Source organism: Microbacterium oleivorans NBRC 103075, from assembly GCF_001552475.1.
GTDB lineage: Bacteria > Actinomycetota > Actinomycetes > Actinomycetales > Microbacteriaceae > Microbacterium > Microbacterium oleivorans.
The window spans coordinates 508,571-532,780 of the sequence record NZ_BCRG01000001.1 but is presented as its reverse complement, the minus strand read 5'-3'; the positions used below and the strand labels follow the sequence as shown (position 1 = coordinate 532,780).

23 protein-coding genes are annotated in these 24,210 nt (G+C 69.8%); 7 read left to right on the top strand and 16 right to left on the bottom strand.

Annotated elements, in window-relative coordinates; translation table 11 throughout:
- Positions 1 to 5: 5 nt before the first annotated feature.
- The gene (locus MO1_RS02455) at positions 6 to 1,181 is read right to left on the bottom strand and encodes an AMP-binding protein (RefSeq protein ID WP_060915122.1); all 1,176 of its coding nucleotides are present in this window, start codon (positions 1,179 to 1,181) and stop codon (positions 6 to 8) included.
- 9 nt (positions 1,182 to 1,190) lie between these two features.
- On the bottom strand, positions 1,191 to 2,093 hold the full coding sequence (locus MO1_RS02450) for a 1,4-dihydroxy-2-naphthoyl-CoA synthase (RefSeq protein WP_036310172.1): 903 nt from the start codon (positions 2,091 to 2,093) through the stop codon (positions 1,191 to 1,193).
- 97 nt (positions 2,094 to 2,190) lie between these two features.
- On the opposite strand from MO1_RS02450, the gene MO1_RS02445 reads away from it, so the two are divergent.
- On the top strand, positions 2,191 to 2,604 hold the full coding sequence (locus tag MO1_RS02445; protein ID WP_060915121.1) for a hypothetical protein: 414 nt from the start codon (positions 2,191 to 2,193) through the stop codon (positions 2,602 to 2,604).
- 19 nt (positions 2,605 to 2,623) lie between these two features.
- On the opposite strand, the gene MO1_RS02440 is transcribed toward MO1_RS02445, so the two are convergent.
- Positions 2,624 to 3,418: a hypothetical protein gene (locus tag MO1_RS02440; RefSeq protein WP_157526339.1), complete on the bottom strand. Its 795-nt coding sequence runs from the start codon at positions 3,416 to 3,418 to the stop codon at positions 2,624 to 2,626.
- 44 nt (positions 3,419 to 3,462) lie between these two features.
- Between MO1_RS02440 and MO1_RS02435 the strand changes: the two genes are divergently transcribed.
- Complete coding sequence (locus tag MO1_RS02435; protein ID WP_060915147.1) at positions 3,463 to 4,356, top strand: zinc-ribbon domain-containing protein; 894 nt, start codon at positions 3,463 to 3,465, stop codon at positions 4,354 to 4,356.
- 2 nt (positions 4,357 to 4,358) lie between these two features.
- Here the strand turns inward: MO1_RS02435 and MO1_RS02430 are convergent, their stop codons facing one another.
- Positions 4,359 to 4,613 carry a hypothetical protein gene (locus MO1_RS02430; RefSeq protein ID WP_036310177.1) on the bottom strand — a complete coding sequence of 85 codons (255 nt, stop codon included), beginning with the start codon at positions 4,611 to 4,613 and terminating at the stop codon, positions 4,359 to 4,361.
- Between the two features lie 82 nt (positions 4,614 to 4,695).
- Between MO1_RS02430 and MO1_RS02425 the strand changes: the two genes are divergently transcribed.
- The gene (locus MO1_RS02425) at positions 4,696 to 6,015 is read left to right on the top strand and encodes an HNH endonuclease (protein ID WP_060915119.1); all 1,320 of its coding nucleotides are present in this window, start codon (positions 4,696 to 4,698) and stop codon (positions 6,013 to 6,015) included.
- Between the two features lie 56 nt (positions 6,016 to 6,071).
- On the opposite strand, the gene MO1_RS02420 is transcribed toward MO1_RS02425, so the two are convergent.
- The 4 genes from MO1_RS02420 to MO1_RS02405 form a co-directional block, all read right to left on the bottom strand.
- Positions 6,072 to 6,659, bottom strand: coding sequence for an alpha-amylase family protein (locus MO1_RS02420; protein WP_255209205.1), 588 nt, complete (start codon positions 6,657 to 6,659; stop codon positions 6,072 to 6,074).
- Entirely contained in the window at positions 6,614 to 6,997 is a 384-nt protein-coding gene (locus MO1_RS02415) for a hypothetical protein (RefSeq protein WP_255209204.1), read from the bottom strand. Before MO1_RS02415 ends, MO1_RS02420 begins: the two co-directional genes overlap by 46 nt.
- 94 nt (positions 6,998 to 7,091) lie before the next feature.
- A complete protein-coding gene (gene arfA / locus MO1_RS02410) occupies positions 7,092 to 8,603 on the bottom strand; it encodes an arabinosylfuranosidase ArfA (RefSeq protein ID WP_060915118.1) in 1,512 nt (503 codons plus the stop codon).
- Between the two features lie 213 nt (positions 8,604 to 8,816).
- A complete protein-coding gene (locus MO1_RS02405) occupies positions 8,817 to 9,836 on the bottom strand; it encodes a LacI family DNA-binding transcriptional regulator (RefSeq protein WP_036310182.1) in 1,020 nt (339 codons plus the stop codon).
- A 75-nt stretch (positions 9,837 to 9,911) separates the two neighbouring features.
- On the opposite strand from MO1_RS02405, the gene MO1_RS02400 reads away from it, so the two are divergent.
- On the top strand, positions 9,912 to 10,724 hold the full coding sequence (locus tag MO1_RS02400) for a DUF1206 domain-containing protein (protein WP_060915117.1): 813 nt from the start codon (positions 9,912 to 9,914) through the stop codon (positions 10,722 to 10,724).
- Positions 10,725 to 10,747: 23 nt separating this feature from the next.
- Complete coding sequence (locus MO1_RS02395; RefSeq protein WP_060915116.1) at positions 10,748 to 11,737, top strand: o-succinylbenzoate synthase; 990 nt, start codon at positions 10,748 to 10,750, stop codon at positions 11,735 to 11,737.
- Positions 11,738 to 11,744: 7 nt separating this feature from the next.
- On the opposite strand, the gene MO1_RS02390 is transcribed toward MO1_RS02395, so the two are convergent.
- A complete protein-coding gene (locus tag MO1_RS02390; RefSeq protein WP_036310185.1) occupies positions 11,745 to 12,341 on the bottom strand; it encodes a TetR/AcrR family transcriptional regulator in 597 nt (198 codons plus the stop codon).
- Between the two features lie 107 nt (positions 12,342 to 12,448).
- On the opposite strand from MO1_RS02390, the gene MO1_RS02385 reads away from it, so the two are divergent.
- Positions 12,449 to 15,325, top strand: coding sequence for an MMPL family transporter (locus MO1_RS02385; RefSeq protein WP_036310186.1), 2,877 nt, complete (start codon positions 12,449 to 12,451; stop codon positions 15,323 to 15,325).
- Complete coding sequence (locus MO1_RS02380; RefSeq protein ID WP_060915115.1) at positions 15,322 to 17,625, top strand: YhgE/Pip domain-containing protein; 2,304 nt, start codon at positions 15,322 to 15,324, stop codon at positions 17,623 to 17,625. The genes MO1_RS02385 and MO1_RS02380 overlap by 4 nt, the downstream gene beginning before the upstream one ends.
- 46 nt (positions 17,626 to 17,671) lie before the next feature.
- On the opposite strand, the gene MO1_RS02375 is transcribed toward MO1_RS02380, so the two are convergent.
- The 7 genes from MO1_RS02375 to MO1_RS02345 are packed head-to-tail and all read right to left on the bottom strand — an operon-like array spanning position 17,672 to position 24,101.
- Entirely contained in the window at positions 17,672 to 18,538 is an 867-nt protein-coding gene (locus MO1_RS02375) for an alanyl-tRNA editing protein (RefSeq protein ID WP_060915114.1), read from the bottom strand.
- Between the two features lie 7 nt (positions 18,539 to 18,545).
- Positions 18,546 to 19,565 (bottom strand): c-type cytochrome biogenesis protein CcsB, encoded by a 1,020-nt coding sequence (ccsB, locus tag MO1_RS02370; protein WP_036310190.1) that lies wholly within the window; start codon positions 19,563 to 19,565, stop codon positions 18,546 to 18,548.
- A gap of 29 nt (positions 19,566 to 19,594) precedes the next feature.
- Positions 19,595 to 21,358 (bottom strand): cytochrome c biogenesis protein ResB, encoded by a 1,764-nt coding sequence (gene resB / locus MO1_RS02365; protein ID WP_036310191.1) that lies wholly within the window; start codon positions 21,356 to 21,358, stop codon positions 19,595 to 19,597.
- Entirely contained in the window at positions 21,339 to 22,136 is a 798-nt protein-coding gene (locus MO1_RS02360) for a cytochrome c biogenesis CcdA family protein (protein ID WP_036310192.1), read from the bottom strand. Before MO1_RS02360 ends, resB begins: the two co-directional genes overlap by 20 nt.
- The gene (locus MO1_RS02355) at positions 22,133 to 22,732 is read right to left on the bottom strand and encodes a TlpA family protein disulfide reductase (RefSeq protein ID WP_060915113.1); all 600 of its coding nucleotides are present in this window, start codon (positions 22,730 to 22,732) and stop codon (positions 22,133 to 22,135) included. Before MO1_RS02355 ends, MO1_RS02360 begins: the two co-directional genes overlap by 4 nt.
- A complete protein-coding gene (locus tag MO1_RS02350) occupies positions 22,729 to 23,358 on the bottom strand; it encodes a histidine phosphatase family protein (RefSeq protein ID WP_036310194.1) in 630 nt (209 codons plus the stop codon). Before MO1_RS02350 ends, MO1_RS02355 begins: the two co-directional genes overlap by 4 nt.
- 59 nt (positions 23,359 to 23,417) lie before the next feature.
- Positions 23,418 to 24,101, bottom strand: coding sequence for a DedA family protein (locus MO1_RS02345; protein WP_036310195.1), 684 nt, complete (start codon positions 24,099 to 24,101; stop codon positions 23,418 to 23,420).
- Between the last annotated feature and the right edge of the window lie 109 nt (positions 24,102 to 24,210).

The window sequence follows — 24,210 nt, the reverse complement described above, 5'->3', positions numbered from 1 at the left end:
TGATCCTATTCCCCGCGCGGCGCCAGCCCGTCCTCGTCCGCGAGGAGCGACCGCAGGAGCGCTCGATCGGGTTTGCCGCTGGAGGTCAGCGGCACCTCCTCGAGCACGAGCAGTTCACGCGGGCGCGCCGGCGCGCCGATCTCGTTCTTCACTGCGAGCCGCAGCTCGGCCAGCAGGTCCGCCTCGCTGCGTCCGGCGAGCGCGGGGCGCGACAGGACGACGACGGATGCCGCGCCCCACCGCTCATCCGTGGTCGGCACGACGACCGCACCGGTGAGTCCCTCGACCGTCCGCACCACTCGTTCGACCCGGTCGAGGGAGACGTTCACGCCGCCCGTCACGATGACGTTGTCGCGGCGGCCGGTGACGCGCAGCATCCCCTCGTCGAACGAGCCGACGTCGCCCGTGCGGTACCAACGGGATCCGTCCTGGTCGCGGACGAAGGCCTCGGCGGTGCGCGCGGGATCGCCGAGGTAGCCGTCGGCGATCATCGGGCCGCCGATCTGGACCTCGCCGTCCTCGATGCGCAGCCGCACGCCTTCGAGCGGGCGGCCGTCGTAGACGCAGCCGCCGCTGGTCTCCGTCGAGCCGTAGGTGCGGACGATGCGGGCGCCGAGTGCGGCGGCGCGGTCGGCGAGCGCAGGAGGAAGCGCCTGGCCGCCGACGAGTACCGCCTCGAACGATGCGAGCGCGCGGGCGACGGCGGCATCCGACTCCCCCGCGTCGACGAGGGTCTGCACTTGAGCAGGAACCAGGGACGTGTAGGTCGGGATGCGGTGACCGGCCTCGCTGGCCGCCATCGCCGAGGCCGCGGCGGTGAACGTCTGCGGCGTGAACGAGCCGCTCAGGATCGCAGGGTCACGACCGGCGACAAGGGCCCGGACCATCACCTGCACACCGGCGACGTAGGTGGCCGGGAGGGCGAGGAGCCACGACCCGCTCCCGATCCGCTCCGCTGTCGCGAGCGCGGACGAGGTCAGGGCCGAGCGGCTGAGGGCGACGGACTTCGGGTAGCCGGTCGACCCGCTCGTCGTGACGACGACCGCGGTACCTGCGGGGACGTCGTCAGGCACGCCTTCGGGGGCGCCGAGGGCGACCGCGGGTCCCGCGCCGAGGACGGCGCCGCGGAGCGCACGAAGGACGTCACGCGGATCGGCGGAATCGAGTCGGCTCAGTCGCATGCGCGAATCTCAGAAGTGGTACGGGTATGGAGCCCAGTCGGGGTCGCGCTTCTCGAGGAAGGCGTCGCGCCCCTCCACGGCCTCATCGGTGCCGTACGCGAGACGGGTCGCTTCGCCGGCGAACACCTGCTGGCCCACCATGCCGTCATCGACCGCGTTGAACGCGAACTTCAGCATGCGGATGGCGGTCGGCGACTTGCCGAGGATCGTCCGCGCCATCGAGATGGCCTCGCGCTCGAGGTCTGCGTGCGGGACGACACGGTTGACAGCGCCCATCTCGTACGCCCGCTGCGCGGAATACTCCTCCGCCAGGAAGAAGACCTCGCGAGCGACCTTCTGACCGACCTGACGTGCCATGTACGCCGAACCGTATCCGGCGTCGAACGAACCGACGTCAGCGTCGGTCTGCTTGAACTTTCCATGCTCAGCGCTGGCGATCGAGAGGTCGCAGACGATGTGGAGAGAGTGCCCGCCGCCCGCCGCCCACCCGGGGATAACGGCGATGACGACCTTCGGCATGAAGCGGATGAGCCGCTGCACCTCGAGGATGTGGAGACGCCCCGCGCGAGCCGGATCGTGCACCGCTGTCTCGTCGTCGGAGTACTTGTAGCCGTCGCGTCCGCGGATGCGCTGATCGCCGCCCGAGCAGAAGGCCCATCCGCCGTCCTTCGCGCTCGGACCGTTACCCGTCAGCAGGACGACGCCGATCTTCGGATCCTGCCGCGCGATGTCGAGAGCGCGATACAACTCGTCGACGGTGTGCGGGCGGAAGGCGTTCCGCACCTCGGGACGGTCGAACGCGATGCGGGCGATCCGCCCATCGTTCGAGACGTGCGCGGTGATGTCGGTGTAGCCCTGGGCGCCGGGCGCCTCGGTCCACTCCGACGGGTCGAAGAGCTCGGAGACGGTCACCGGGCCAGCCTACGCGCGGGCCCCACGGGCGTTCCGATCGTGCGAAGCTTGTAGGGCGGCTCTCACCCCGAAACGAGCGCCGCGGAGGGACCCCCGCATGAAGATCACGAGATCATCCGACTGGCGGGACGCTCTTCCGTTCGAGGTACCCGTCCTCGCCGCCGAGGCCGTGCCCGGTGAGCCGACACGATGCGTGAGCTGCCCCGCGGGCAGTGAGCCGCGGGAGCGGACCGAACTGTGGGCCGTCAAGCACCGGCATCCGAACAACCACGCCGGATTCGTGCGCTACTACTGCGCCGAGCACAGCCCGAAGACGCCGCCGCCACCCCCGGCTTCGGTCGCGAGCCCCGGTCGGGCGCGCGGCGCGGCTCCGAAGGCGCGCCCCGAGCGGACCGTCGCACCCAAGCGCCCCGGCCCCTCGCTCGACGTGGTGCGGGCGATGTGCCCGGACTGCTTCGTCGAGGTCTCCGCCGCAGGCGTCTGCGGGATGTGCGGACGACAGGTCGTCTGAGCGGGCTCAGTCTGCGAGCTCAGGGCTCGCGCGGCTGGCCGTGCAACGCGGTAGCCGCCTGAGTCCGCCACCATTCCTCGGCTGCGACCACCGGTGCGGTGGGCAAGAGCGTCGATGCCGTGGAGGTCAGCCCCGCATTCTCGCCTTCGGGGGTGACGGGGCGTGCGCTGCGCACGACGAAGACGTCCCGTCCCTTCACCGACGCGACGACCGCGGGCTCCGCGCCCTCGAATACCCGCACCCGACCGTCGTCACCGGTCTGAGCTTCAGGGCAGGCGGCGAGAGCGTCGAGGATAGGCGCGTCCCGCGCCTCTGATGGCGTCGCGAACCGCCATGCCAGCATCCCGAGGACGATCGACTCCTCGCCGCTCGTGCGACCGCTGACCCAGCCCGCAATCTGACGCTGCGCTCCCCCAGCGAACATGTAATCGACGGAGGCGCCAGACAATGCCCGCGTCACATCGTCGAGCGGTGCGGTCGGTGCCGCACACGCCTCGACGGTGCCGACGGGTTGGCTGGAGACCGGGGCGCACGCGCCGTCGCCCCTCACCCTGTCATCACCGCTCGCCGACCAGCCCGCCATCGGATCGACGCCCTCGATCACCTCGAGCACCTCTTCGAGTGACACAACCTCTGTCAGGTCACCGGCCCACTCCGCGCAGGGCGGCGGGTCGGTCACCGCCTCGGCCTGCTCCGCTGGTGGCCGCTGAGCGTCGAGCATCGGGGTCTGCCGTGACTCAAGGCTCGCCGTGGAGACGCAGCCCGTCAGCGCGATCGAGGCGATGAGCACGAGCACGAGTCGAAGTGGACGCATCCTCGCAGTATGCCGTGTCCGAACCCGCCTCTACCGTCGGCACCGTGGCGGAACCGGTGCGGTGGTGGTGGGAGCGGCGACAGTTCTCGCGCGGCACCGATGTCCCCTACGCCGTCGGGACTTACCGGTCCACGTGGGCCGCCTATCCGGAGCTCGTCCGGCAGTACCACCCGGACCTCAACGAGGGCATCGTCCTGTCGCAAGTCCCTCCGGCCGCCGACGTGCTGCTGTGTTGGGAGTGTTCGGCCGGTCACAGATTCGCCGCGACGCCGACAGAGCAGCGGGAGCGACCGGGCCGCGTGCGGCGGCGGTCGGCGTGGTGCCCGGAGTGTTCCGCTCTCGCGGCGCCTCGCCCCGTGAAGGTCGTCGAGCGCCTCGATTCGGCGGCCGTCCTCGCGGCGGTGGTGCAGGCGAAGGCTGTGCGGATGCCGGTGGCGCCGGGCCCGGCATCCGTGAAGAAGCGTGCGGCCTCCTCGATCTGCGAGAAGACGCCGAACCTTCCCGTCGGCGAGCCGTTCACGAGCGAGTGCGCTCCCCGCCCGGCATCCGCGGCAGAAGCGCGCCTGCGCGCAGACCTCACCGCCGCGCTCCTCTTCACGGAGGGGATGACCGCGGTCCGGGTCGGGCGCCCCCTCTTCCGACACCGGGAGGTGTGGCCCGACATCCTGCTGCCCGAACTACGCGTGGCTGTGGAGTACGACACCCCCGGCCGCCACGGACTGGAACACGTGGGCAAGCGGGAGGCATCCGACCGGCGCAAGGACGCACTGTTGCGCGCGGCGGGGTGGGAGGTCGTGCGGGTGCGAACGGGCGGGCTCGAGGCGCTGGGACCGAACGACGTGGTGGTGCGGTCAGCCGGATCGCGGACCGTTCCCACGATCGTCGACGCGCTGCGCGGCATCCGCGGAGAGCTCATGGTGGATGCGTACCTTCGGTGAGCTCAGGAGTACGCACGGTGGACATGCCAGTGGTCACCGTCGTCGTAGACGTCGAAGACGAACGAGACACCGGATCGGTCGGTCGCCTGGAACCGCCAGGCGTGTGCAACCGGCTCGGGTGGCGACGGCCACGTCGCTGGCCCGAGGCGAGTGGGGGTGTCGGTCACGCTCCACCGGCGACCACCGAAGAACATGCGCGCAGGCACGTCGTCGACGAACCACAGCGTCAGATCGTGTTCGAATGCCCGGGCTTCCATGACACTCAGGCTAGAACATTTGTTCTCCACAATCGAGACGCAGTTTCGAATCAATGTCTGAGGTCGGTGCCATGATCGAGGCATGTCAGGATCCGCGATCGACGACCTCCGCAGGGCGGAACGGTTCGTTGAGCGAGCCCTCGCGGCCAGGCGCCGGATTGCCGTGGCAGAGGCCGCTGAGGTCGCTCTCCTCGCCGAGGCGCACGCCTGGGTGAGGTCCCTCGACGCGCAAGGAACCACCTCGCACGGATCCGACCTCGCCGCGCGCGATCTGGCCGCGCAGCTGGGCGCAGCGACCCGCATCGGCGATCGCACAGTGCAGGCGCGAATGGATGCCGCGGCATCCTTGTCCACGCTTCTGCCGGCAACCCTCGCGGCGTGGCAGGAGGGGGCGATCGACCGGCGGCACGTTTCGGTGATCGTCGACGCATCCGCCGGGCTGTTCGACGACGACGCGCGAGCGTGGTTCGAGCGGCGCGTGCTCGCACAGGCGAAAGAGACGACGGCCACGCGGTTGCGGCCGATCGCCGTCGCCCTCGCCGAGCGCGCGCATCCTGCGTCGCTCGCCGACCGCCATGCCCGCGCGAGAGTTGCGCGGCGCGTGATCGTGGCTAACAGCGCAGACGGCATGGCGCGGCTGATCGCGGATCTGCCAGCGGTCGAGGCGCACGGGATCGTCGATCGTCTGGGGGCGATGGCGCGTGCCGTGCGGGATGCGGGTGGTGACGCCGCAGCCGATTCGCGCTCACTCGACGAACTGCGCGCCGACGTCTTGACCGATCTTCTCCTCGGCGCAGATCCCGTCGCTCATGGGGACGGTCTGGCCGGCATCACAGGCCACGTCCAAGTGACGGTTCCTGTCATGACGGCCGTCGCAGGCTCGACCGAGCCCTGCGTGCTCGCCGGTTACGGGCCGGTTCCCCTCGATGACGCTCTGCGCCTGGCGGGCGCGGCCTCGGGCTGGGATCGCGTCATGACGCACCCGGTCGAAGGCACCGTCCTCGCCGTCGACCGCTACCGGCCGTCCGAGCGGCTGCGCCGCTTCCTTCGCGCGCGGGACGAGCACTGCCGATTCGTCGGATGCCGCCTCCCGGTGTGGCGCTCCGACATCGACCACACCGTCGATGCCGCGCACGGCGGTGCCACGCGACCCGACAATCTGGCGCACCTCTGCCGACGCCATCATGTGCTGAAGCACGCGTCCGCGTGGAGTGTCGTCCAGACGCAGGCGGGCGTGCTGCGCTGGACCAGCCCGACCGGCCGCACATACACCGACCGACCGGCTCGCGCGGCGCGCTTCATCTCACACCTCGATCCGCCGCCGGATCCGGACGTGGCCATGCCACCGCCGAGACGCGGACCGTACTTCAGGCCGGATCCAACCCCGCCGCCGCCCTTCTAGATCGGCCGGCGAGGTGACCATCTGGTGTGGGGATACGCGGGGGGTGAGGAGCGTCGTCAGACCGGCTCTTCCCAGCCGATCACGCGCGCATTCCCGAGCGGAACCGCGCCTGGCGCCAGAACATGCGGGATGCCGTGGAACCAGGCTCCGCTCACACCGCGACGCGCCATCTCCTCGAGCCACACCCGGTTCACCGCGGGTACCTCGATCGCCGTCGTGAACGACGCCGCGTCGAAGGGCGCAACCTCCGACGCGTCGATCGGGTCACCGACGGCAGACACGCTGCGGTCGAGAACCACCGTTCTTACCGGCAGGTCCGCCGCGGGGATCGCCCAGAACTCCACACGAGGGAGATCCTTGCCGCGCACCTCGCGCCAGGCCCGCCAGATCGCATGCGGATGCACCGGACTCAGAAAGACGACCTCGGTCCACGTGCGGCCCGTGCCCGGGATCGCCGTGTTCCTGAGATGTTGCCGCTCCGGGGTGTCGTCGCACTTCGCCATCGCCCGCGCGTACCCGTCAGGGTCGATCTCCGCCAGATCGGATGCCGGGACGAGCAGGTCACCCACGAGCGGGACGCACTGGTGGAAGACGAACCTCACGGCGCGGGCCGCACGCCGTCGAAGGGCGAGAGCGTCCTCCACTGCCCACCCTCGGAGACCAGGAACATGCGCAGCGCGCTTCTGCCGAGCATCGGGTCGCCGGCTCCGTAGGGTCTGTCCGAGCAGTTGTCGGCCGTCGACCCCACCCGGATCGTCTCACCCTCCGAGGCGTCACCCTTCTCGACATCACCGATCGTCACTCGATAAGCGTTCGCGTCGAACCCCAAGATGCTCATGGTGCCGTCGGCCACAACGGTGTCCGCGACCACCACGAGATCCGCATCACGGGAGCGGTCCTCGTCGGACTCGTACGCCACCCACGACGCGCACGATTGCGACGTGCATCCCGTCAACGTTCCAGCGACCAGCAACACCGCCATGACCAGCGCACGCTTCATGCCGACCCCCTCATCCGAGAGTGTCGCACCAGAGGCATCCGTCTCGCCAGAACGATCGGATGCCTCCTGCGGGGCGTCAGCTGAGGGCGACCGCCGTCCACGACACCGGCGGCAGCGTGATCGTCAGCGTGCCGTTCTCGACGCGCGCGGACTCGTTCGCCCGCGGCGCCACACGCTCCCGATCGGCCAGCGTGTTCTTCGCGTACACGTCGTCGTCCGACAGCGTGTGGGTCTCGGTGATCGACGCCACGCCCAGCCCGGACACGTCGACCGTCACCTCGATCGACTCGGTGCGGCTGCGGTTCACGAGGAACACCGAGCTCCGCCCGGACTCGTCGTCGCGGGTCGCGACGGCGTCGACGAGCGGAACCTCGCCGAACACGGCGGTCTCGTACGACGGGGCATCCACCAGTACCCGCAGGGCGGTCCCCTGCGCGAGGCGCGACGTCAGCGAGAAGGGGAAGAACGTGGTCTGGCGCCATGCCGGCCCACCCGGCTCGGTCATGATCGGCGCGATCACGTTGACGAGCTGCGCGAGCGAGGCGCTGGCCACGCGGTCGGCGTGCTTCAGCAGCGAGATCATCAGGCTGCCGAAGACGACGGCATCCACCACGGAGTAGACGTCCTCCAGCAGACGCGGGGCGACCGGCCAGTTGTCGATGCCGTCGATCTTCTCGACGTTCTCCCACCGCGACAGGTACCAGACATTCCACTCGTCGAACGAGATGTCGATCTTCTTCGACGACCGCTGCACCGCACCCACGTGGTCGGCGGTCGCGACGACCGTCTCGATGAAGCGGTCCATGTCGACGGCCGAGGCGAGGAAGCTGTCGATGTCGCCGTCCTTCTCCTCGTAGTACGCGTGGCACGAGATCAGGTCGACGTCCTCGTAGGTGTGCGTGAGGACGACGCGCTCCCATTCGCCGAACGTCGGCATCGTCGCACCCGACGAGCCGCAGACGACGAGCTGGATCGACGGGTCGAGCTGCCGCATCCCCTTCGCGGTCCGGGACGCGAGCTTGCCGTAGTCCTCCGCCGAGCGGTGCCCGAGTTGCCACGGCCCATCCATCTCGTTGCCGAGGCACCACATGCGAATATCGAACGGCATCTCCGCACCGTTCGCGACGCGCTGATCGCTGAGCGCCGTGCCCGAGCCGATGTTGCAGTACTCGAGCAGATCGATCGCCTCGAGCGTTCCGCGCGTGCCGAGGTTCACGGCCATCATCAGGTCGCTGCCGACCTTGTCGAGCCACGACGAGAACTCGTGCAGGCCGACCTCGTTCGTCTCGGTCGAGTGCCATGCGAGGTCGAGTCGGCGCGGCCGCTCCTCGAGGGGGCCGACCGAATCCTCCCAGCGGAAGCCCGACACGAAGTTGCCACCGGGATAGCGGATCGTGTCGACCCCGAGCTCCTTCACGAGATCGATGACGTCCGTGCGGAACCCCTCGGCATCCGCCGTCTCATGCGTGGGCTCGTGGATGCCGTCGTAGATGTGGCGGCCGAGATGCTCGACGAAACCGCCGAAGATCTTGCGGCGGACCTCCCCGATGGGGGATGCGGCGTCGACGGTGAGGCGTGCGGAGGTCATTGGGGCTTCCTTGTTCGAGAAAGGTAAACGTTGTAAATCATGATGGCGAGGTGGATGCCGCGCCGTCAAGACCTCCGCGACGCGGCGCTCCCCTGCGGGCGGTGGCCGATGCAATGTATCCGCGGCGACACGCCGGCGGGACGGCCGGTGGTACGGGATGTCGCGCAGGATCCCTTGCATCCGCGCACGGCCGCACACCGCGCTGGGCAGCGGTCAGCGCTGAAATGCCCCGGGCGACGACTCCCGCACCCGTAAGGCGAACTCACCCGACAGCACCTGTGCGGGGTCGCCCGTCGCGTCGGAGATCCGCCCCAGGAGCGTGTCCACCGCGGTCTGCGCGATCCAGCGCCGACCGGGGTCGATCGTCGTCAGCGAAGGAATCGAGTACCGCGCCTCGTCCAGATCGTCGAAGCCGATCACGGCGACGTCGTGCGGCACCCGCAGTCCCGCCTCCTGCAACGCGCGGATCGCTCCCAGCGCGAGTGTGTCGTTGAGCCCGAAGACGGCGTCGAACCTCACCCCGCGGGCGACGAGATCGCGCACGGCGTCGGCACCGCCGGACCGGTCCCAGAATCGTGTGGCGACGACCAGCTCGGGGTCGAACCCGACGCCCGCGGCGTCCAGGGCCGTCCGGTGCCCCTGCAATCGCAGCCCCGCCGCCCCGTCGGCGTCGCCGTCCTGCGCGCCGAGCACGGCGATGCGCCGCCGGCCCGCGGTCAACAGGTGTGCGGTGGCGGCTTCAGCAGCCTCGGCGTTGCGCATCGTCACGTGGTCGAGCGGCACGTCAAACACCCGCTCGCCGAGGAGAACGGTCGGATACGCCGCCGAACGCGCAGCCAGGTCGGACGCGTCGAGCCCCAGAGGGCTGAGGATCAGGCCGTCCGTGAGCCCGAGCCGCGGACTCCGCAGCAGCTCCCGCTCTCGGCCGGGTTCACCGCCGGTCTGCTCGACCAGGACGACGACGCCGCGCTCCTCGGCCTGCGCGATGACCATGCCTGCCAACTCGGCGAAGTAGCTGAGCGCGAGATCGGGCACGGCGAGCGCGATCGCGCCGGTCCGTCCACTTCGGAGGTTCCGCGCCGTGAGGTTGGGGGTGTACCCGAGCTCGGCGACCGCACGCTGCACCGTCTCGCGCGTCGCCGGACGCACGTGGGGATGCCCGTTGATGACGTTCGAGACCGTCTTGATCGACACGCCGGCCAGCCGCGCGACGTCGTGCAATGTCGGTGTCATCCGCCCTCCCGCGCGTCACTGTACCGCCCGCGCAAGCCCCCGGCGGACGGACCGCGTCATCAGTACGCTGGCGCGATGACCTCTTCGGCCAAGAGCGCGGCACACGGCGCCAAGAACAGCAGAGCAGTCCAGGTGCTCGCGCGGGCGGGCTTCGCGGCGAGCGGCGTGGTCCACATCATCGTCGGCGTCATCGCGATCTCGCTCGCGCTGGGCCAGTCCGGTGGCGAGCAGGCTGATCAGTCCGGCGCCCTGGCGCAGCTCGCGGCGGCTCCCGGGGGCGTCTTCCTCCTGTGGGCGGCAACGGTAGGGCTCGCGGCCCTGGGACTGTGGCACCTCCTGAGCGCCTTCCTCGACCGCAGCGCCTCCTCCGGTAAGGACCGCACCCTGCACATCGTGAAGAACGGCTCGAAGGGGGTCGTCTACCTCGTCATCGCGTTCAGTGCGGGAACGTTCGCCGCGGGCGGCTCCACGAGTTCGTCGGGGTCGACCAGCTCCCTGACGGCGGATCTCCTCTCGACTTCCGGAGGCGTCTTCGTCGTGGTCGCGATCGGACTCGTCGTGATCGGCATCGCCGCGTACCTGGTGTTCAAGGGCGTGACGCACCGCTTCGAGCGCGACCTGAACATGCCGTCGGGCACGGCCGGTCGGGGAGTCCGCATCCTCGGCACCATCGGCTACGTCGCACGCGGCATCGCGTTCGCCGGCGTCGGAGTGCTCTTTCTCGTGGGAGCGGCGACGAACGACCCCGAGAAGTCGACCGGACTCGACGGTGCACTGCGGTCGTTCGCCGAGCTCCCGGCCGGCAAGATCCTGCTCGTCCTGATCGGTGTCGGCTGGATCGCCTACGGCGTCTACGCCTTCTTCCGCGCCCGGTACACCCGCCTCTGACTGTGGCGGGCCAGGATGGGGTCATGCACCTGCCACCGCTCGCCGACCTCCGCGCAACGGCGCGCGTGGTGTCACTCCCCCTCCACACCCGCTTCCGCGGCATCGACGTCCGCGAGGCGTTGCTGTTGGAAGGCCCCGAGGGGTGGACGGAGTTCTCGCCGTTCACCGAGTACGGCGACATCGAGTCGGCGACCTGGCTGGCGGCGGCGATCGAGTACGGCTGGCAGCCGACCCCGCCCGCCTTCCGGAGCGAGATCCCCGTAAACGCGACGGTGCCGGCCGTGGCCGCGGCATCCGTCGCCGAGGTCCTCGCCCGCTTCGACGGATGCCGGACCGCCAAGATCAAGGTCGCCGAACCCGGTCAGGTGCTCGCCGATGACGTGGCGCGCGTTCGCGCGGTCCGCGAGGCGATGGGCCCGGAGGGCCGCATCCGCGTCGATGCGAACGGCGGATGGAACCTCGATGAGGCCGAGCACGCGATCCACGCCTTCGCCGAGTTCGACCTGGAGTACGTCGAACAGCCCTGCGCGACGGTGGCGGAGCTCGCGGAGCTGCGCGCCCGGATCCGTTACATGGACATCCCGATCGCGGCCGACGAGAGCGTCCGGAAGGCCGACGACCCCGTCGCCGTCGCCCGCGCGGGGGCGGCGGATCTCCTGGTCATCAAGGCGCAGCCGCTGGGCGGAGTGCGCCGGGCTCTGTCCGTCGTCGCAGAAGCGGGCCTCCCCGCGATCGTGTCGAGCGCACTCGACACCTCGGTCGGGCTCGCGATGGGGGTCGCCCTGGCGGCGTCCCTCCCCGAGCTCGATTTCGACTGCGGCCTCGGAACGGCGTCGCTCCTCGCCGCCGATGTGACCCGCGACCCGCTGCGGCCGCAGGGCGGCTCACTCCCCGTCGGACGGGTGACGGTCGACAGCGCATTCCTCGATGCGCACGCCGCGCCGGCGGAGCGCGGGGAGTGGTGGCTGGCCCGGCTCGAGCGCTGCCACGCAGTGCTCGCCGCGAGCGCGTGAACGGGGCTCAGACCGGTCCGACGAGGAGCGGCACGACCTGTTCGAGCCGCGACTGCATCGCGCGGTTGGCCTGACGCTCCGACAAGCGCTCGAGGGCGGCCTGCACGCTGCACTGCTCGGAGATGTCGAGGAGGAGCACCGCGGCGTCGGCCACCGGCATCCGCAACGGCAGAGCATGCAGCTCGCTCACGTCGCGGACGATCGTCTCGATGCGCCCCAGCATCTGCGCGCGCCACGCGAGGAACGCCTCAGCCAGACGCGGGTCGCGGAGCGCCTGGGTCCGCACCTCGCTGAGCAGCTGGGGCTCCATCCGCTCCGCGAGCGACATGCTGGCGATCTGGCGTACCAGATCGACCACGTCGCGGGAGCCTGACAGCTTCTTCACCCGCACCGAGACCTCGTCGAGCTTGTCCTCGGACAGCTGCGTGATGAGGGCGAGGAAGAGTTCGTCCTTCGACTCGAAGTTCGAGTAGAACGCCCCCCGGGTGAAACCGGCCCGCTCGCAGATGGTCTCGACGGATGCCGCATCCAAACCGACTTCTGCGAACACCTCGTGCGCCGCCTGGAGCAGTCGAGCCCTCGTGTTCTCACGGCTTCGCGCCATCTCACACCCACCCTTCAGGCTCGCGACCTACGTGCGGGTCTACGATACACATATGTATCGGATACAGCGCTGTATCGAATCCGTCCTTCTCTGATCCAGGAGCGCCTGTGTCCACCATCCTCTTCACCCTCGGCCGATGGGCCTACCGCCACTCGTGGCGCGTGCTCATCGCGTGGATCCTGCTGCTCGGAATCGTGGGCGGCGGCGTCGCCGTGTTCATGAAGGGCACAGACAACGCCTTCGCGATCCCGGGCACCGAGGCGCAGCAGGGTCTCGAGCTCCTGAACCGCACCTTCCCGCAGGCGAGTGGCGCGAGCGCCCAGCTCATCGTCGTCGCACCGGAAGGCGACTCCGTCAAGGACCAGCCGCTGCGCGGCGAGATCGACGATCTCGTCACGCGCCTCGGCGACATCGACGGCGTCACGTCGACGACCTCGCCCTTCGACAAGATGGTCACCGGCCTCGTCGCAGACGACGATCGGGCCGCGCTCGTCCAGATGCAGTTCGAGGGCACCGCCGCAAACGTGTCGAAGGACACCGTGGATGCCGTCGAGAAGGCCGCCGCGGCCTTCAGCGCGGAACTCCCCGACGGCGCGAAGTCCGCCCTCGGTGGCGACCTCTTCGCCTCGTCCATCCCGGCGCTGTCCATCGTCGAGGTCGTCGGTGTGCTCGTCGCGCTGTTCGTCCTCATCGTGACGTTCCGCTCGTTCGCCGTCGCCTGGTTCCCGCTCGTCAGCGCGCTCATCGGCGTCGCGCTCGCGATCGCGCTCATCTTCCTCGCGACCGCCGTCACCACGATCTCCTCGACCACGCCGATGCTCGCCGTCATGCTGGGCTTGGCGGTCGGGATCGACTACGCCTTGTTCATCGTCTCCCGACATCAAGACCAGGTCCGCGCCGGGATGGATCCGGAGGAATCCGCCGCCCGCGCCGTCGGCACGGCAGGCTCCGCCGTGGTGTTCGCCGGCGTGACCGTCATGATCGCACTCGTCGGTCTCAGCATCGCCGGCATCCCGTTCCTCTCGACGATGGGCATCGCTGCCGCTGTCGCCGTGGCGGTGGCCGTCGCTGTGGCCGTCAGCCTCACCCCCGCGCTCCTCGGTTTCGCCAAGGGCCGCGTCGTCGGCTGGGGCGGACGGATGCTGCAGCGAGGCGTGTCGACCCGCCGTCGCCGCTCGACAGCGGACGCCGAGGGTTCCGACGACGAGGCACCCGCCACAGACGAGCCGCGCACCGCCGCCCCGGTCGCGCCCATGCGCCCGAACCGTTGGGTCATGCTCGTGACGCGGCATCCGATCATCGCGACGGTCGCCGTCGTCGTCGGCCTCGGCATCATGGCCATCCCGTCGTCCAGCCTGCACCTGGCACTTCCGAACGCGGGCGTCCAGCCGCCGTCGAGCCAGGCGCGTCAGGCCTACGACCTCAACGCGAAGTACTTCGGGGCCGGATCGAACGGACCGCTCGTCATGACCGGGACGATCGTCACCTCGACCGATCCGCTCGGGCTCATGGAGGACCTGAAGAAGGAGGTCGAGGAGATCCCTGGCGTCAAGCGCGTCGCCCTCGCCACCCCGAACGAGACCGCCGACACGGGCCTCATCCAGATCGTCCCGACGACCGCCCCCGACGACCCGGCGACCGCCGACCTCGTCCGTGAGCTGCGTTCGCACCACGACGAATGGGAGGACAAGTACGGCGTCGACCTCAAGGTGACCGGTTTCACGGCTGTCGGCATCGACGTCTCCGACCGCTTGGGAGCCGCCCTCCTCCCCTTCGGCATCTTCGTCGTCGGGCTCTCCTTCATCCTCCTGATGGTCGTCTTCCGCTCGATCTGGGTGCCGCTCAAGGCGACACTCGGCTACTTGCTGTCTATCCTCGCCGCCTTCGGCGCCGTCGCCGCCGTGTTCGAGTGGGGCTGGCTCGCCGACCTCCTGCACGTCACCCGCACCGGCCCGGTCATCAGCTTCATGCCGATCATCCTCATGGGGGTGCTGTTCGGTCTCGCCATGGACTACGAGGTCTTCCTGGTCTCACGCATGCGTGAGGACTTCGTCCACGCCGTCCGCGCACGAGGCGGACGCGCGAATCGCGAGACCGCGATCGCGGCCGTCCGCAGCGGATTCACCGCCTCGGCGCGCGTCGTCGTCGCCGCTGCCGTCATCATGTTCGCGGTGTTCGCCGCATTCGTCCCCGAGGGGGACAGTTCGATCAAACCGATCGCGCTGGGTCTCGCCGTCGGCATCGCCGTCGATGCCTTCCTCGTCCGCATGACCCTGACCCCGGCGGTCATGGCCCTGCTGGGCGACAAGGCGTGGTGGATGCCGCGCTGGCTCGAGCGCCTCCTCCCCAAGGTCGACATCGAGGGCGAAGCCGTCGAGCACGAACGAGCTCACGCCGACTGGCCCGACCCCGAGTGGAAGGGCGCGCTGGCTGCCGACGACCTCGAAGTGCGAGCCGAGTCGGCCGACAGTGACATCGTCGTCTTCTCCGGTGCGACCGCCCGTGTGGCGGAGGGCGGCACGCTCCTCGTGACCGCCCCCGACCCGCACGCCTCACGGGCCTTCCTCCTCACGGTGGCGGGGCGCATAGCTCCCAGCGACGGCCTTCTCCGGGTCTCGGGACACCTCCTGCCCGGTCGTGCCGCGTGGGTCCGCGCCCACGTCTCGGTGGCGGAGCTCTCCGGCGCCGAGGCACCCCTCGCCGACCTGCGGCGCGCTCTGGCGGGTCGCACCCCGTTCGTCGTGATCATCGGACTCGACACCCTCACCGGCGCCGACCGCGATCAGGCCGCAGCCCTCCTCCGCGATGCGGCGAACACCATCGCTGCGAAGGCCGGTGAGCTGACCATCGTGGCCTCCGCCCGCGACGTCGAGGCGGCGCGCGGCATCCTCGCCGATGCGTACCGTCCGAAGCCCGACCTCCTGCGCCTCGCCGCATCCTCCCCTCTCGAAGCCGACGCCCCCACTCAGGTGATCTCCTCATGACTCTTCCCATCGAACGCGCGCAGACCCGGCGCCCCATCTCGTGGCTCACGCTCCTCGGCGTCCTGCTGTTGCCCGCCGTCATCGGCGGCATCCTCGTCGCCGCGCTCTACAACCCGACCGAGCGACTCGACGCCCTCAACACGGCGATCGTGAACAACGACGAGCCGGTCGAGGTGAACGGGCAGACGACTCCGCTCGGTCGCCTGCTGACGGCGGGCCTCGTCAAGGGCTCCGACGACCTCGACAGCAACCTGACCTGGACGATCTCCAACACGGAGGACGCGGAGGAAGGGCTCGCCGACGGCACCTACGACGCGATCGTCACGATCCCGAAGAACTTCTCCGCGGCCGCGACCTCCACCGCTCCCGGCAAGACTCCCGAGCGCGCGACGATCGATCTCGAGGCGTCGCCCGACGCGCGCATCGTCGACGACGCCATCACGTCGCAGGTGACCTCGACCGCGGCATCCGTGCTCGGTGAGCGGCTCACGACCGGGTACCTCGAGAACGTGTTCCTCGGCTTCACGACCCTTAACGAGCAGCTGGGCAAGGCGGCTGACGGAGCAACCCAGCTCGCCGACGGCGCGAACGGCGCAGCCGACGGCGCCGCGAAGCTCGCCGACGGCGCATCGACCGCGTCCGACGGCGGCTACTCGCTGGCCGACGGCATCCGCAAGCTGCAGTCCGGCGCGGCCGGCATCGCGACCGGAGCCGATGGCATCGCCACCGGTGCGTCCGACCTCGCGACGGGAGCGCATCGGCTCGCCGACGGCGCCGGCGCCGCAGCCGACGGCATCGACACTCTCGCGGGCGGAGCCGACAAGCTCGCGGGCGGCGCCGCCGCGACCTCCAACGGCCTCAACGAATGGTCCGCCGGTGCTCGCCCGATCGCCGAGGGCACGCAGCAGCTCGCGGACGGCCTCGCGCAGGCCGCGGAGCAGACTGCCGCGATCCCCGCGATCCCGTCCGACCTCGTGGACGGCCTCAAAGCTCTGAGCGCCGACGGTGAACAGAACAGCCAGGCCGTGACGTCGGTCGTCGATGCGCTCTCTGCAGCCGCCGACTCGTGCGTTCCCGCGCAGGCAGGTGCCGAGCTGTGCGACCAGCTGAAAGATGCTTCGGCTCAGGCCACCAAGGCCCTGCCCCAGCTGCAGAAGACCGTGAGCAACTCGGAGCAACTCGCGAAGGACCTCGACGCCCTCGCCAATTTCGGCCCGAACCTCAACAAGGGCCTCAGTTCCTCCGCCGCCGCCGCGCAGAAGCTTGCAGGTGGGATGAACGAGCTCGCCGACGGTGCGGACCAGCTCGCTGGCGGGGCCGGCGCGCTGTCGTCTGGCGCATCGGGTCTCGCCGATGGTGCGGGGCAGGCCGCCACCGGCGTGCGCAAGCTCGCCGACGGCGCCGACCAGCTGGCCGGCGGAGCTGACCAACTCTCCTCCGGCGCTGGTCAGCTGGCCACGGGAGCACAGGCCTTCGCGGTCGGTGCAGGAAGCGCTGCCGAGGGTACCGACAAGCTCGCCGGCGGTGTGGACGCTCTGGCGACCGGAGCGGGCGACCTCTCGACCGGCGTCGACAAGCTGGCCGACGGCACCGGCGATCTCGCGACGGGCCTCGACAAGGCCGTCGACGGGGTACCGACCTACACGAAGACACAGGCCGCTGATCTCGCGTCGATCGTGGCGAAGCCGGTCGTCGCCGATGGCGCCGGGACGGCTCTGTTCGGCGCGTCGGCCGTGCCGCTCCTGGCGACGCTCGCGCTGTGGTTCGGCGGTCTCGCCTCGTTCGTGGTGCTCCGCGCGGTTCCGAGGACAGCCCTCGCGTCGCGTCGCTCCTCGGCGAGCCTCGCGCTTCGAGCGCTCGCACCGGGCGCGCTCATCGGCGCCCTGCAGGGCGTCCTGGTCGCGATCATCGTCCAGCTCGCTGCGGGCTACGACATGGGCGCCTGGTGGCTCTTCGCCGCGATGTGCGTACTCGCGGGAGTCGCGTTCGCCGCCGTCAACCACGCGCTCGTCGCCCTGTTCGGCGGCATCGGTCGCTGGATCGCCGCACTCGTCGGCGTCCTCGCGCTGGCCACGGGAATCGTCTCGACGGTGCCAGGAACCCTGCTCGACGTCGCGGGCCTGCTCCCCACGGCTCCCGCCTACACAGCGATGCTGGCCGCACTGACGGATGCCGGGGGCGGCGCTTCCGCCGCTGTGGGCCTCGTGCTCTGGACGGTCCTCGCCATCGGCGCCGGCATCCTCGCCGTGACGCGCCACCGCTCGACATCCGCCCGGGCGGTGCTCACGCGGCCGGCCTGATCGGCATCCCGCGTCACCCGCTGAGCCGCCGCCGTGCGCGTGGGGCTCAGCGGGTGACGCGGATCGACGTGGTCATGATGAGCTCGATGCCACCGGGCACCTCGCTCGATTCCAGCGACACCGTCATCTCGTCGATGTCCGCGAGCGACGTCAGGTGCGTGCCGCCGCAGGGCAGCTCCACCGCCCCCTCGGGAAGCTCGCAGCGCCAGGACCGCCGTCCCGCCAGAGTCTGGTCGTCACGGTGGATGACGATGGCGCCGGCCGCGCCGGCCCAAGAGGCGAGCGTCGCGTTCGCACGCTCCTCGATCGACGGCAGGTCAGCGAGAGCGGCGGGATCGAAACCTTTCTTCCGGAGCGACTTGCCGACCCGGTAGACATCGGTCGAGCCGTACTCGGTGATCCGCGAAGTCTGGATGGCGAGCATGTCGAACGCGGGGCGACCCGCGGCATCCGTCGGCACGTCCTTCGTCCACGCATCGGCGAGCGCGGCGTCCAGCGCGAGGGAGGCGAGGTGGCAGGCCGTGTGGCCGGCCGACAGCGCCGCGCGGAGCTCGGCGTCGACGTGCGCCTCGACGCTCTCTCCGACGGCGGGAGCGGAACCGTCGACGACGTGGACGACCACGAACATCCAGCCGTCCGTGCCCATGCGCACCGGGAGGTCATCGCCCACGAGTAGCTCACCCTCGTGGACTCCGCCCGTGCGGATCTCGACGACGACGACGTCACCGTGGGAGGTGCGAAGCACGCCCCTGTCGGCGGGCTGATCGGGCCACGCGGTGTCGACGGGGTGGAACGGCGTGCGGTCGAGGACGACGCCGACGCGGCCGTCCTCGAGCGGAACGGTGTGCACTACGGTGGTCGTGCCGGTGAGCTCCCCGTCGGGGTAGGTCACGACGGTGGCGGGGATGTGCATCACCGGCTCAGCTGGGCAGGCCGCTGTAGGAGTGCAGGCCCTGGAAGAACTGGTTGACGATCGTGAAATTGAAGATCACCGCGGTGAAGCCGACGATCGACAGCCAGGCCGATCGGGTGCCGCGCCAACCACGCGTCGCACGAGCGTGGATGTACCCGGCGTAGACGACCCAGATGACGAACGTCCAGACTTCCTTCGTGTCGAAGCCCCAGTACCGGCCCCACGCGTCGTTGGCCCAGATCGCACCGGCGATGAGGGTGAACGTCCAGAGGACGAAGCCGATGATCGCGAACCGGTAGGCGAGGGACTCGAGCACCTCTGCGCTCGGCAGCGTGCGGAGGAAGGGCAGGCGCGTGCGCGGCGCGGCATCCGTCCCCACCGCGGCGAGGGCGTTGCGCTCGCGACGGGACTGCAGCAGCTGCACGACCGACAGGGCGAACGCGAGCGCGAAGAAGGCCGAGGCCAGCGACGCGACGAACACATGGATGACGAGCCAGACGCTCTTCAGCGGGTCGGAGAGCGGGACGACCTCGACGTAGTACGCCAGTGCGGCGCCGCCGAGGAGGATGACGATGAGGCCGTTGATGAAGGCCCCGAGGAAGCGTAGGTCGTACTTGACCAGCACGGTGAGGAACACCATGACGACGAGCAGCGTGCCTGTAAGGGCGAACTCGTAGTTGTTCGACCACGGCACCCGACCGGCGGCGATCCCGCGCGTGACGTCGGCGCCCACGTGGAAGAGGAAGCCGATCGTCGTGAGCACGACACCGAGGCGGGCGAACAGGTAGCGTCCACGCTTCGACGGCGCCGCCTCGAGGGCGATCTTCGCGGCGGCCTCCTCCGCGCGGATGTCCTCGATGGACTGGCCGCCACCACCCGCGGCGACGAGAGTGCGCGCCTTGGCGTCCTGCGCCGCGATCGCCAGCTCGGAGCGGCGGGCGAGGTCGACGGTGAACGCGAGGAAGCCGAGCGTGTAGATCGCGATCGCGGTCCACAGCAGCAGCACGGAGATGTCATCGAACGACATGTGGAGTCCTTCGCAAGAAGTGGGTGAATTCAGTTTACGTTCGCGGGGGTGGCGGGGGCGGATGCCGGTTCGTCACCGAGCGCCTTGCCGTGACGCTCCGCGAGGTCGGCCACCGCGACCCCGATCGCGGGGTCCTCGCCTCTGGCGAGCCCCGCGTACTCGATCCGCACGTCGTCGCCGTCCGGCGTCGCCTTCACCCACATGCGTCGCCGAGGGACGAACAGCGCCGTGAACAGACCGAGGAGCGAGAGGATCGCGAAGAATAGGACCCACGGAGCGCTCGAGTCGTTGTGGATCGACAGCGAGACGTAGCGCTTCACGGATTCCGGTGCGCCGTTCTTCGTCTCGTCCTCGAACGTGACGGTGCCGCGTCCGCCCGGGAGGTCGACCGTCTGGCCCGGGGAGAGCTCGAGCGAAGGGGTGTCGGCGTTCCGGCCGGCGATCTCGGTCATGCCGTCGGTGTCGAGGGCGTACACCGACCGAGCATCGCCGTTGTTGATGCCGAGGTCTCCCTCGTAGACGAAGAACGTCAGGCGAGGATCGACGAGGTCGCCGTAAGCCGACGTGAGCGCGCCGCTCGGGAGCTTCGCGACGGTCGGGTAGAAGAAGCCCACGAGCCCGAGCTGCTTGCCGCCCGTGTCGGGGACCTTCACGACGCCCTGCGAAGTCATGGTAGGGCTCTGCGGCAGGAACGGCACCGCCTCGCTGAACACGACGGTACCGGCGCGGTTTCTCACCGTGATGGTTGGCGCGTAGCCGTTGCCCATCAGGTAGACACGGTCACCCGCCATCGTGATCGGGTGGTTGACCTCGATGACCTGGTCCTCGGCTTCTTGACCCGGGAAGCGCGTCGTGACATGGGCCTCGAAGTCCCCCGCCTGACCGGATCCCGGAGTGCCCGGTTTGGCGTAGGTCACGTCGAAGCGGTCGAGGCTGATCGAGTACGGAGTCAGCGCCTCGGTGTCGACGAAGCGACCCGGGTTGAACGAGGTGTAGCCGAGGCCGAGGGAGTTGACGAACCCATCCCCCTCGGTGATGACCGTCTGCCCCGTGTAGGTGAACCCGCCGCCGATGCCGACGGAGATCAGCACGCCCACGAGGGCGCCGTGGAAGATCAGGTTCCCGGTCTCGCGGAGGTAGCCGCGTTCGGCCGAAACCGAGGCGACGCCGCCCCGGTCGTAGCGTTCGACGCGGTAGCGGGCAGAGCGCAGCTGCGCCTCCGCGAGGTCGACGGCATGCGCGGCGTGACCGGCGGCATCCTCGCCCTCGGGTACGCCGGCCGTCGTCTCGCGATGATCGGTCAGTCGGGACAGGCGTGCCGGGGTGCGTGGCGGACGGGCGCGGAGCGCCTTCCAGTGGTGCTTGGTGCGCGGCAGGACGCACCCGATGAGCGAGATGAAGAGCAGGATGTAGATCGCCGAGAACCACACCGACGAGTACACGTCGAAGAGCTGGAGCGTCTCGAACGTGGGGTACAGGTCGGGGTTCGTGGCCCGCCACTGCGTGACGCCGTTCGGGTCGGCGCTTCGCTGCGGGACGAGCGAGCCGGGGATCGCAGCGATCGCGAGCAACAGCAGCAGGACGAGCGCCGTCCGCATGCTCGTCAGCTGACGCCAGCCCCATCGGAGCCAGCCGACCACGCCGAGTACGGGCTGCCCACCGGAGAAGGCGGAGGCGGATCCGCCGTCGTCGCCCGGCTGGTCGGTCTGGCCGGTCTGATCGAGGTGGTCGTTCGGCCGGAGCGGACCGTCGACCGTCTCGCTGACGGAATCCTCAGAGGAACGTCGGGACACCGGCCACCACCCCCTGGAAGGCTGACATGAGAGCGGTCCACACACCCGTCACCATCAGCACACCGAGTGCGACCAGGAGGACGCCGCCGATGATGTTGACGGTGCGGATGTGGCGCCGCACGAAGGCGACCGAACGGGTCGCCCAGCCCGCACCGAGCGCGATCAGGACGAACGGGATGCCGAGGCCGAGCGAGTACGCCACGGCCAGCGTTCCGGCACGCAACGGATCGGCCTGACTGTAGGCCATCGTGAGGATCGCCGCGAAGGTGGGACCGATGCACGGCGCCCAGCCGACGCCCATCGCGATGCCCAGAAGCGGAGCGCCGACGAGGCCGAGGTTCTGCTTGAGCTGCGGGCGGTAGATCTTCTGCGCGAACCCGAAGACGCCGATGAAGACGAGACCGAGGGCGATGACGACGGCGCCGAGGACGCGCGTGATGAGGTCCTGGTACTCGATGTAGACCCGGCCGAGCACGCCGGCGAAGACCCCGAAGGCCAAGAACACGACGGTGAACCCGGCGATGAACAGGGCGACGCCGAGCATGAGGCGGCCTCGCGGCGGAGCCTCGGCGCGGACGCGCGTGGCAGTGCCGGTGGCCGCGGCATCCGTCGATCGTGTGCGCGGCTCACGCGGCGCGACCGCACCGCCGAGGAACCCGAGGTAGCCCGGGACGAGGGGCAGCACGCACGGCGAGAGGAAGGAGACGAGACCGGCGAGAGCGGCGATCGGGATCGCGATCCACAGAGACCCGTCCATCACGATCGAGCCGGGGTTCATCCCTTCTCCGCGAGGGCGTCGTCGACGAGGTCGCGAAGCGTCGTGGCATCGGGCAACTGGCCGAACAGACGCGCGGCGACCCTCCCCTTGCGATCCACGATGAGCGTCGTCGGGGCGGCCTGCAGCGAGGTCCAGTCCGCGAAGGCGAGCTTCAGATCGACGTCGCCGCGGGCGAGGATCGACGGATAGGTGATCTTGTAGGTCTCGTCGAACGACGTCGCCTGCTCGGGACCGTCATAGATGTTGACGCCGAGGAAGTGCGCACCGTCATCCTTCGTGTCCTGGAAGGTCTGCTCGAGCACCGGCGCTTCCGCCCGGCACGGGCCGCACGCGGCGTACCAGAAGTTGAGCACGAGGACGTCGCCCGCGAAGTCCGTGCTCGACACCGTCGAGCCGTCGACGCCCGTGCCGCTGAACGAAAGCGCCTCGCCGCGCTTGGCGGCCGGGATCGTTTCGACCCGACCATCGCTGGAGATGAAGCCCTGCGTGTTGCCTTCGCGGTACAGGTCGGAGAGGTTGTCGTTCTCGCTTGCGCACGCCGAGAGCCCCACGGCCAGCGTCACGGCGGCCACGGCCGCGAGGATGCGGCGCTTCATACCGCCCCCACATCCACGGCGCCTGCGGTGGCGGCCGGCTCGGCGTACTCGACCTCGCGCCAGACGTCACCGTCGAGCTCGAAGCTCGTGATGCTCGACAGCTCGCAGCGGCGACGACGCGGGTCGTGCCGGAGGGGGAGCCCCGCGACGGAGAGGTGCGTGATCCAGATGGGCAGCTGGTGGGAGACGATCACGGCGTCACCGGAAGGAGTGCGGTTCCAGGCGTCGCGCATCGCGGCCTCCATGCGCTCGACGACCTCGAGATACGCCTCGCCCCAGCTCGGCAGCGCCGGTGTGCGCAGATGCCACCAGTTCAGGGGGTTACGGAGGGCACTCCGCATCCGCTTGCCTTCGAAGATATTGGTCGGCTCGAGCACGCGGGCGTCGATCACCGGAGACAGGCCGAACAGCTCTGCGATCGGTGCGGCGGACTCGCGCGCACGCTCGAGCGGCGAGGAGACGAGGGAGCGGACCGGGCGGCCCTGTGCCTTCAGATGCTCAGCGGCGGCGCGGGCCATGCCGCGGCCGTCGTCGCTCAGGTGGAAGCCCGGCAACCGTCCGTAGAGCACGCGCTCAGGGTTATGGACTTCCCCGTGGCGCACGAGATGGAGACGGGCAGCGGGCACCCCTTCAGTCTACGTGAGGGGGTTCTATGCAGGGCCTGAGCGCAGGCTGCGAGCGGGTGTCAGCCCGCGGCATCCTCGGTCGACTCCCGCCTGCCGCGCACGGCGGCGCGGATGCGGACGACGAGGAACCAGACCACGAGGACAGCGACGACGACGAGGACGATGTTCTGCAAGATGCCCGCGTACTGCTCGACGACGTGCCAGTTCTCGCCGAGGAAGAATCCCGCGAGCACGAAGATCGAGTTCCAGATGAGGCTTCCGGCGGTCGTCAGGAGCCCGAACTTCCACCAGGGCATCTTCGAAACCCCCGCCGGGATCGAGATGAGGCTCCGAAAGAGCGGGACCATGCGCCCGAAGAACACGGCCACGGCGCCGTGTCGTTCGAACCAGGCGACGGTCTTCGTGATGTCCTCCCCCTTCACGAGGGGGATCCTGTCGGCGATCCGGGTGAGTCGATCCGCGCCGAGCACGCGCCCGAGGACGTAGAGGATGTAGGCGCCGAACACCGACCCGAACGTCGTCCACCCGATCGCCTCGGCGAGGGTGAACGACCCGCGCGACGCAGCGAGCCCGGCCAGCGGCAGGATGACCTCGCTCGGGATGGGCGGGAAGAGATTGTCGAGACCGACGGCGACGGCTGCGCCGGGGGGACCGATGAGGTCCATCAGAGAAACGACCCAGTCCGCGATCGCGGAGAGCCAAGATCCGTCCCCGGAAGAAGAAGAGGCGTTCGCTGCGGTCATCGGGTGCTCTTTCGCGCTCGGTGATCGGATGCCCGGCCGGGCCCCCTGGGCCACCCAGCCTAAGTTGCGAGGATCGGCGCCACCTGGGTGCCGCGTAGACTCTCCCCCC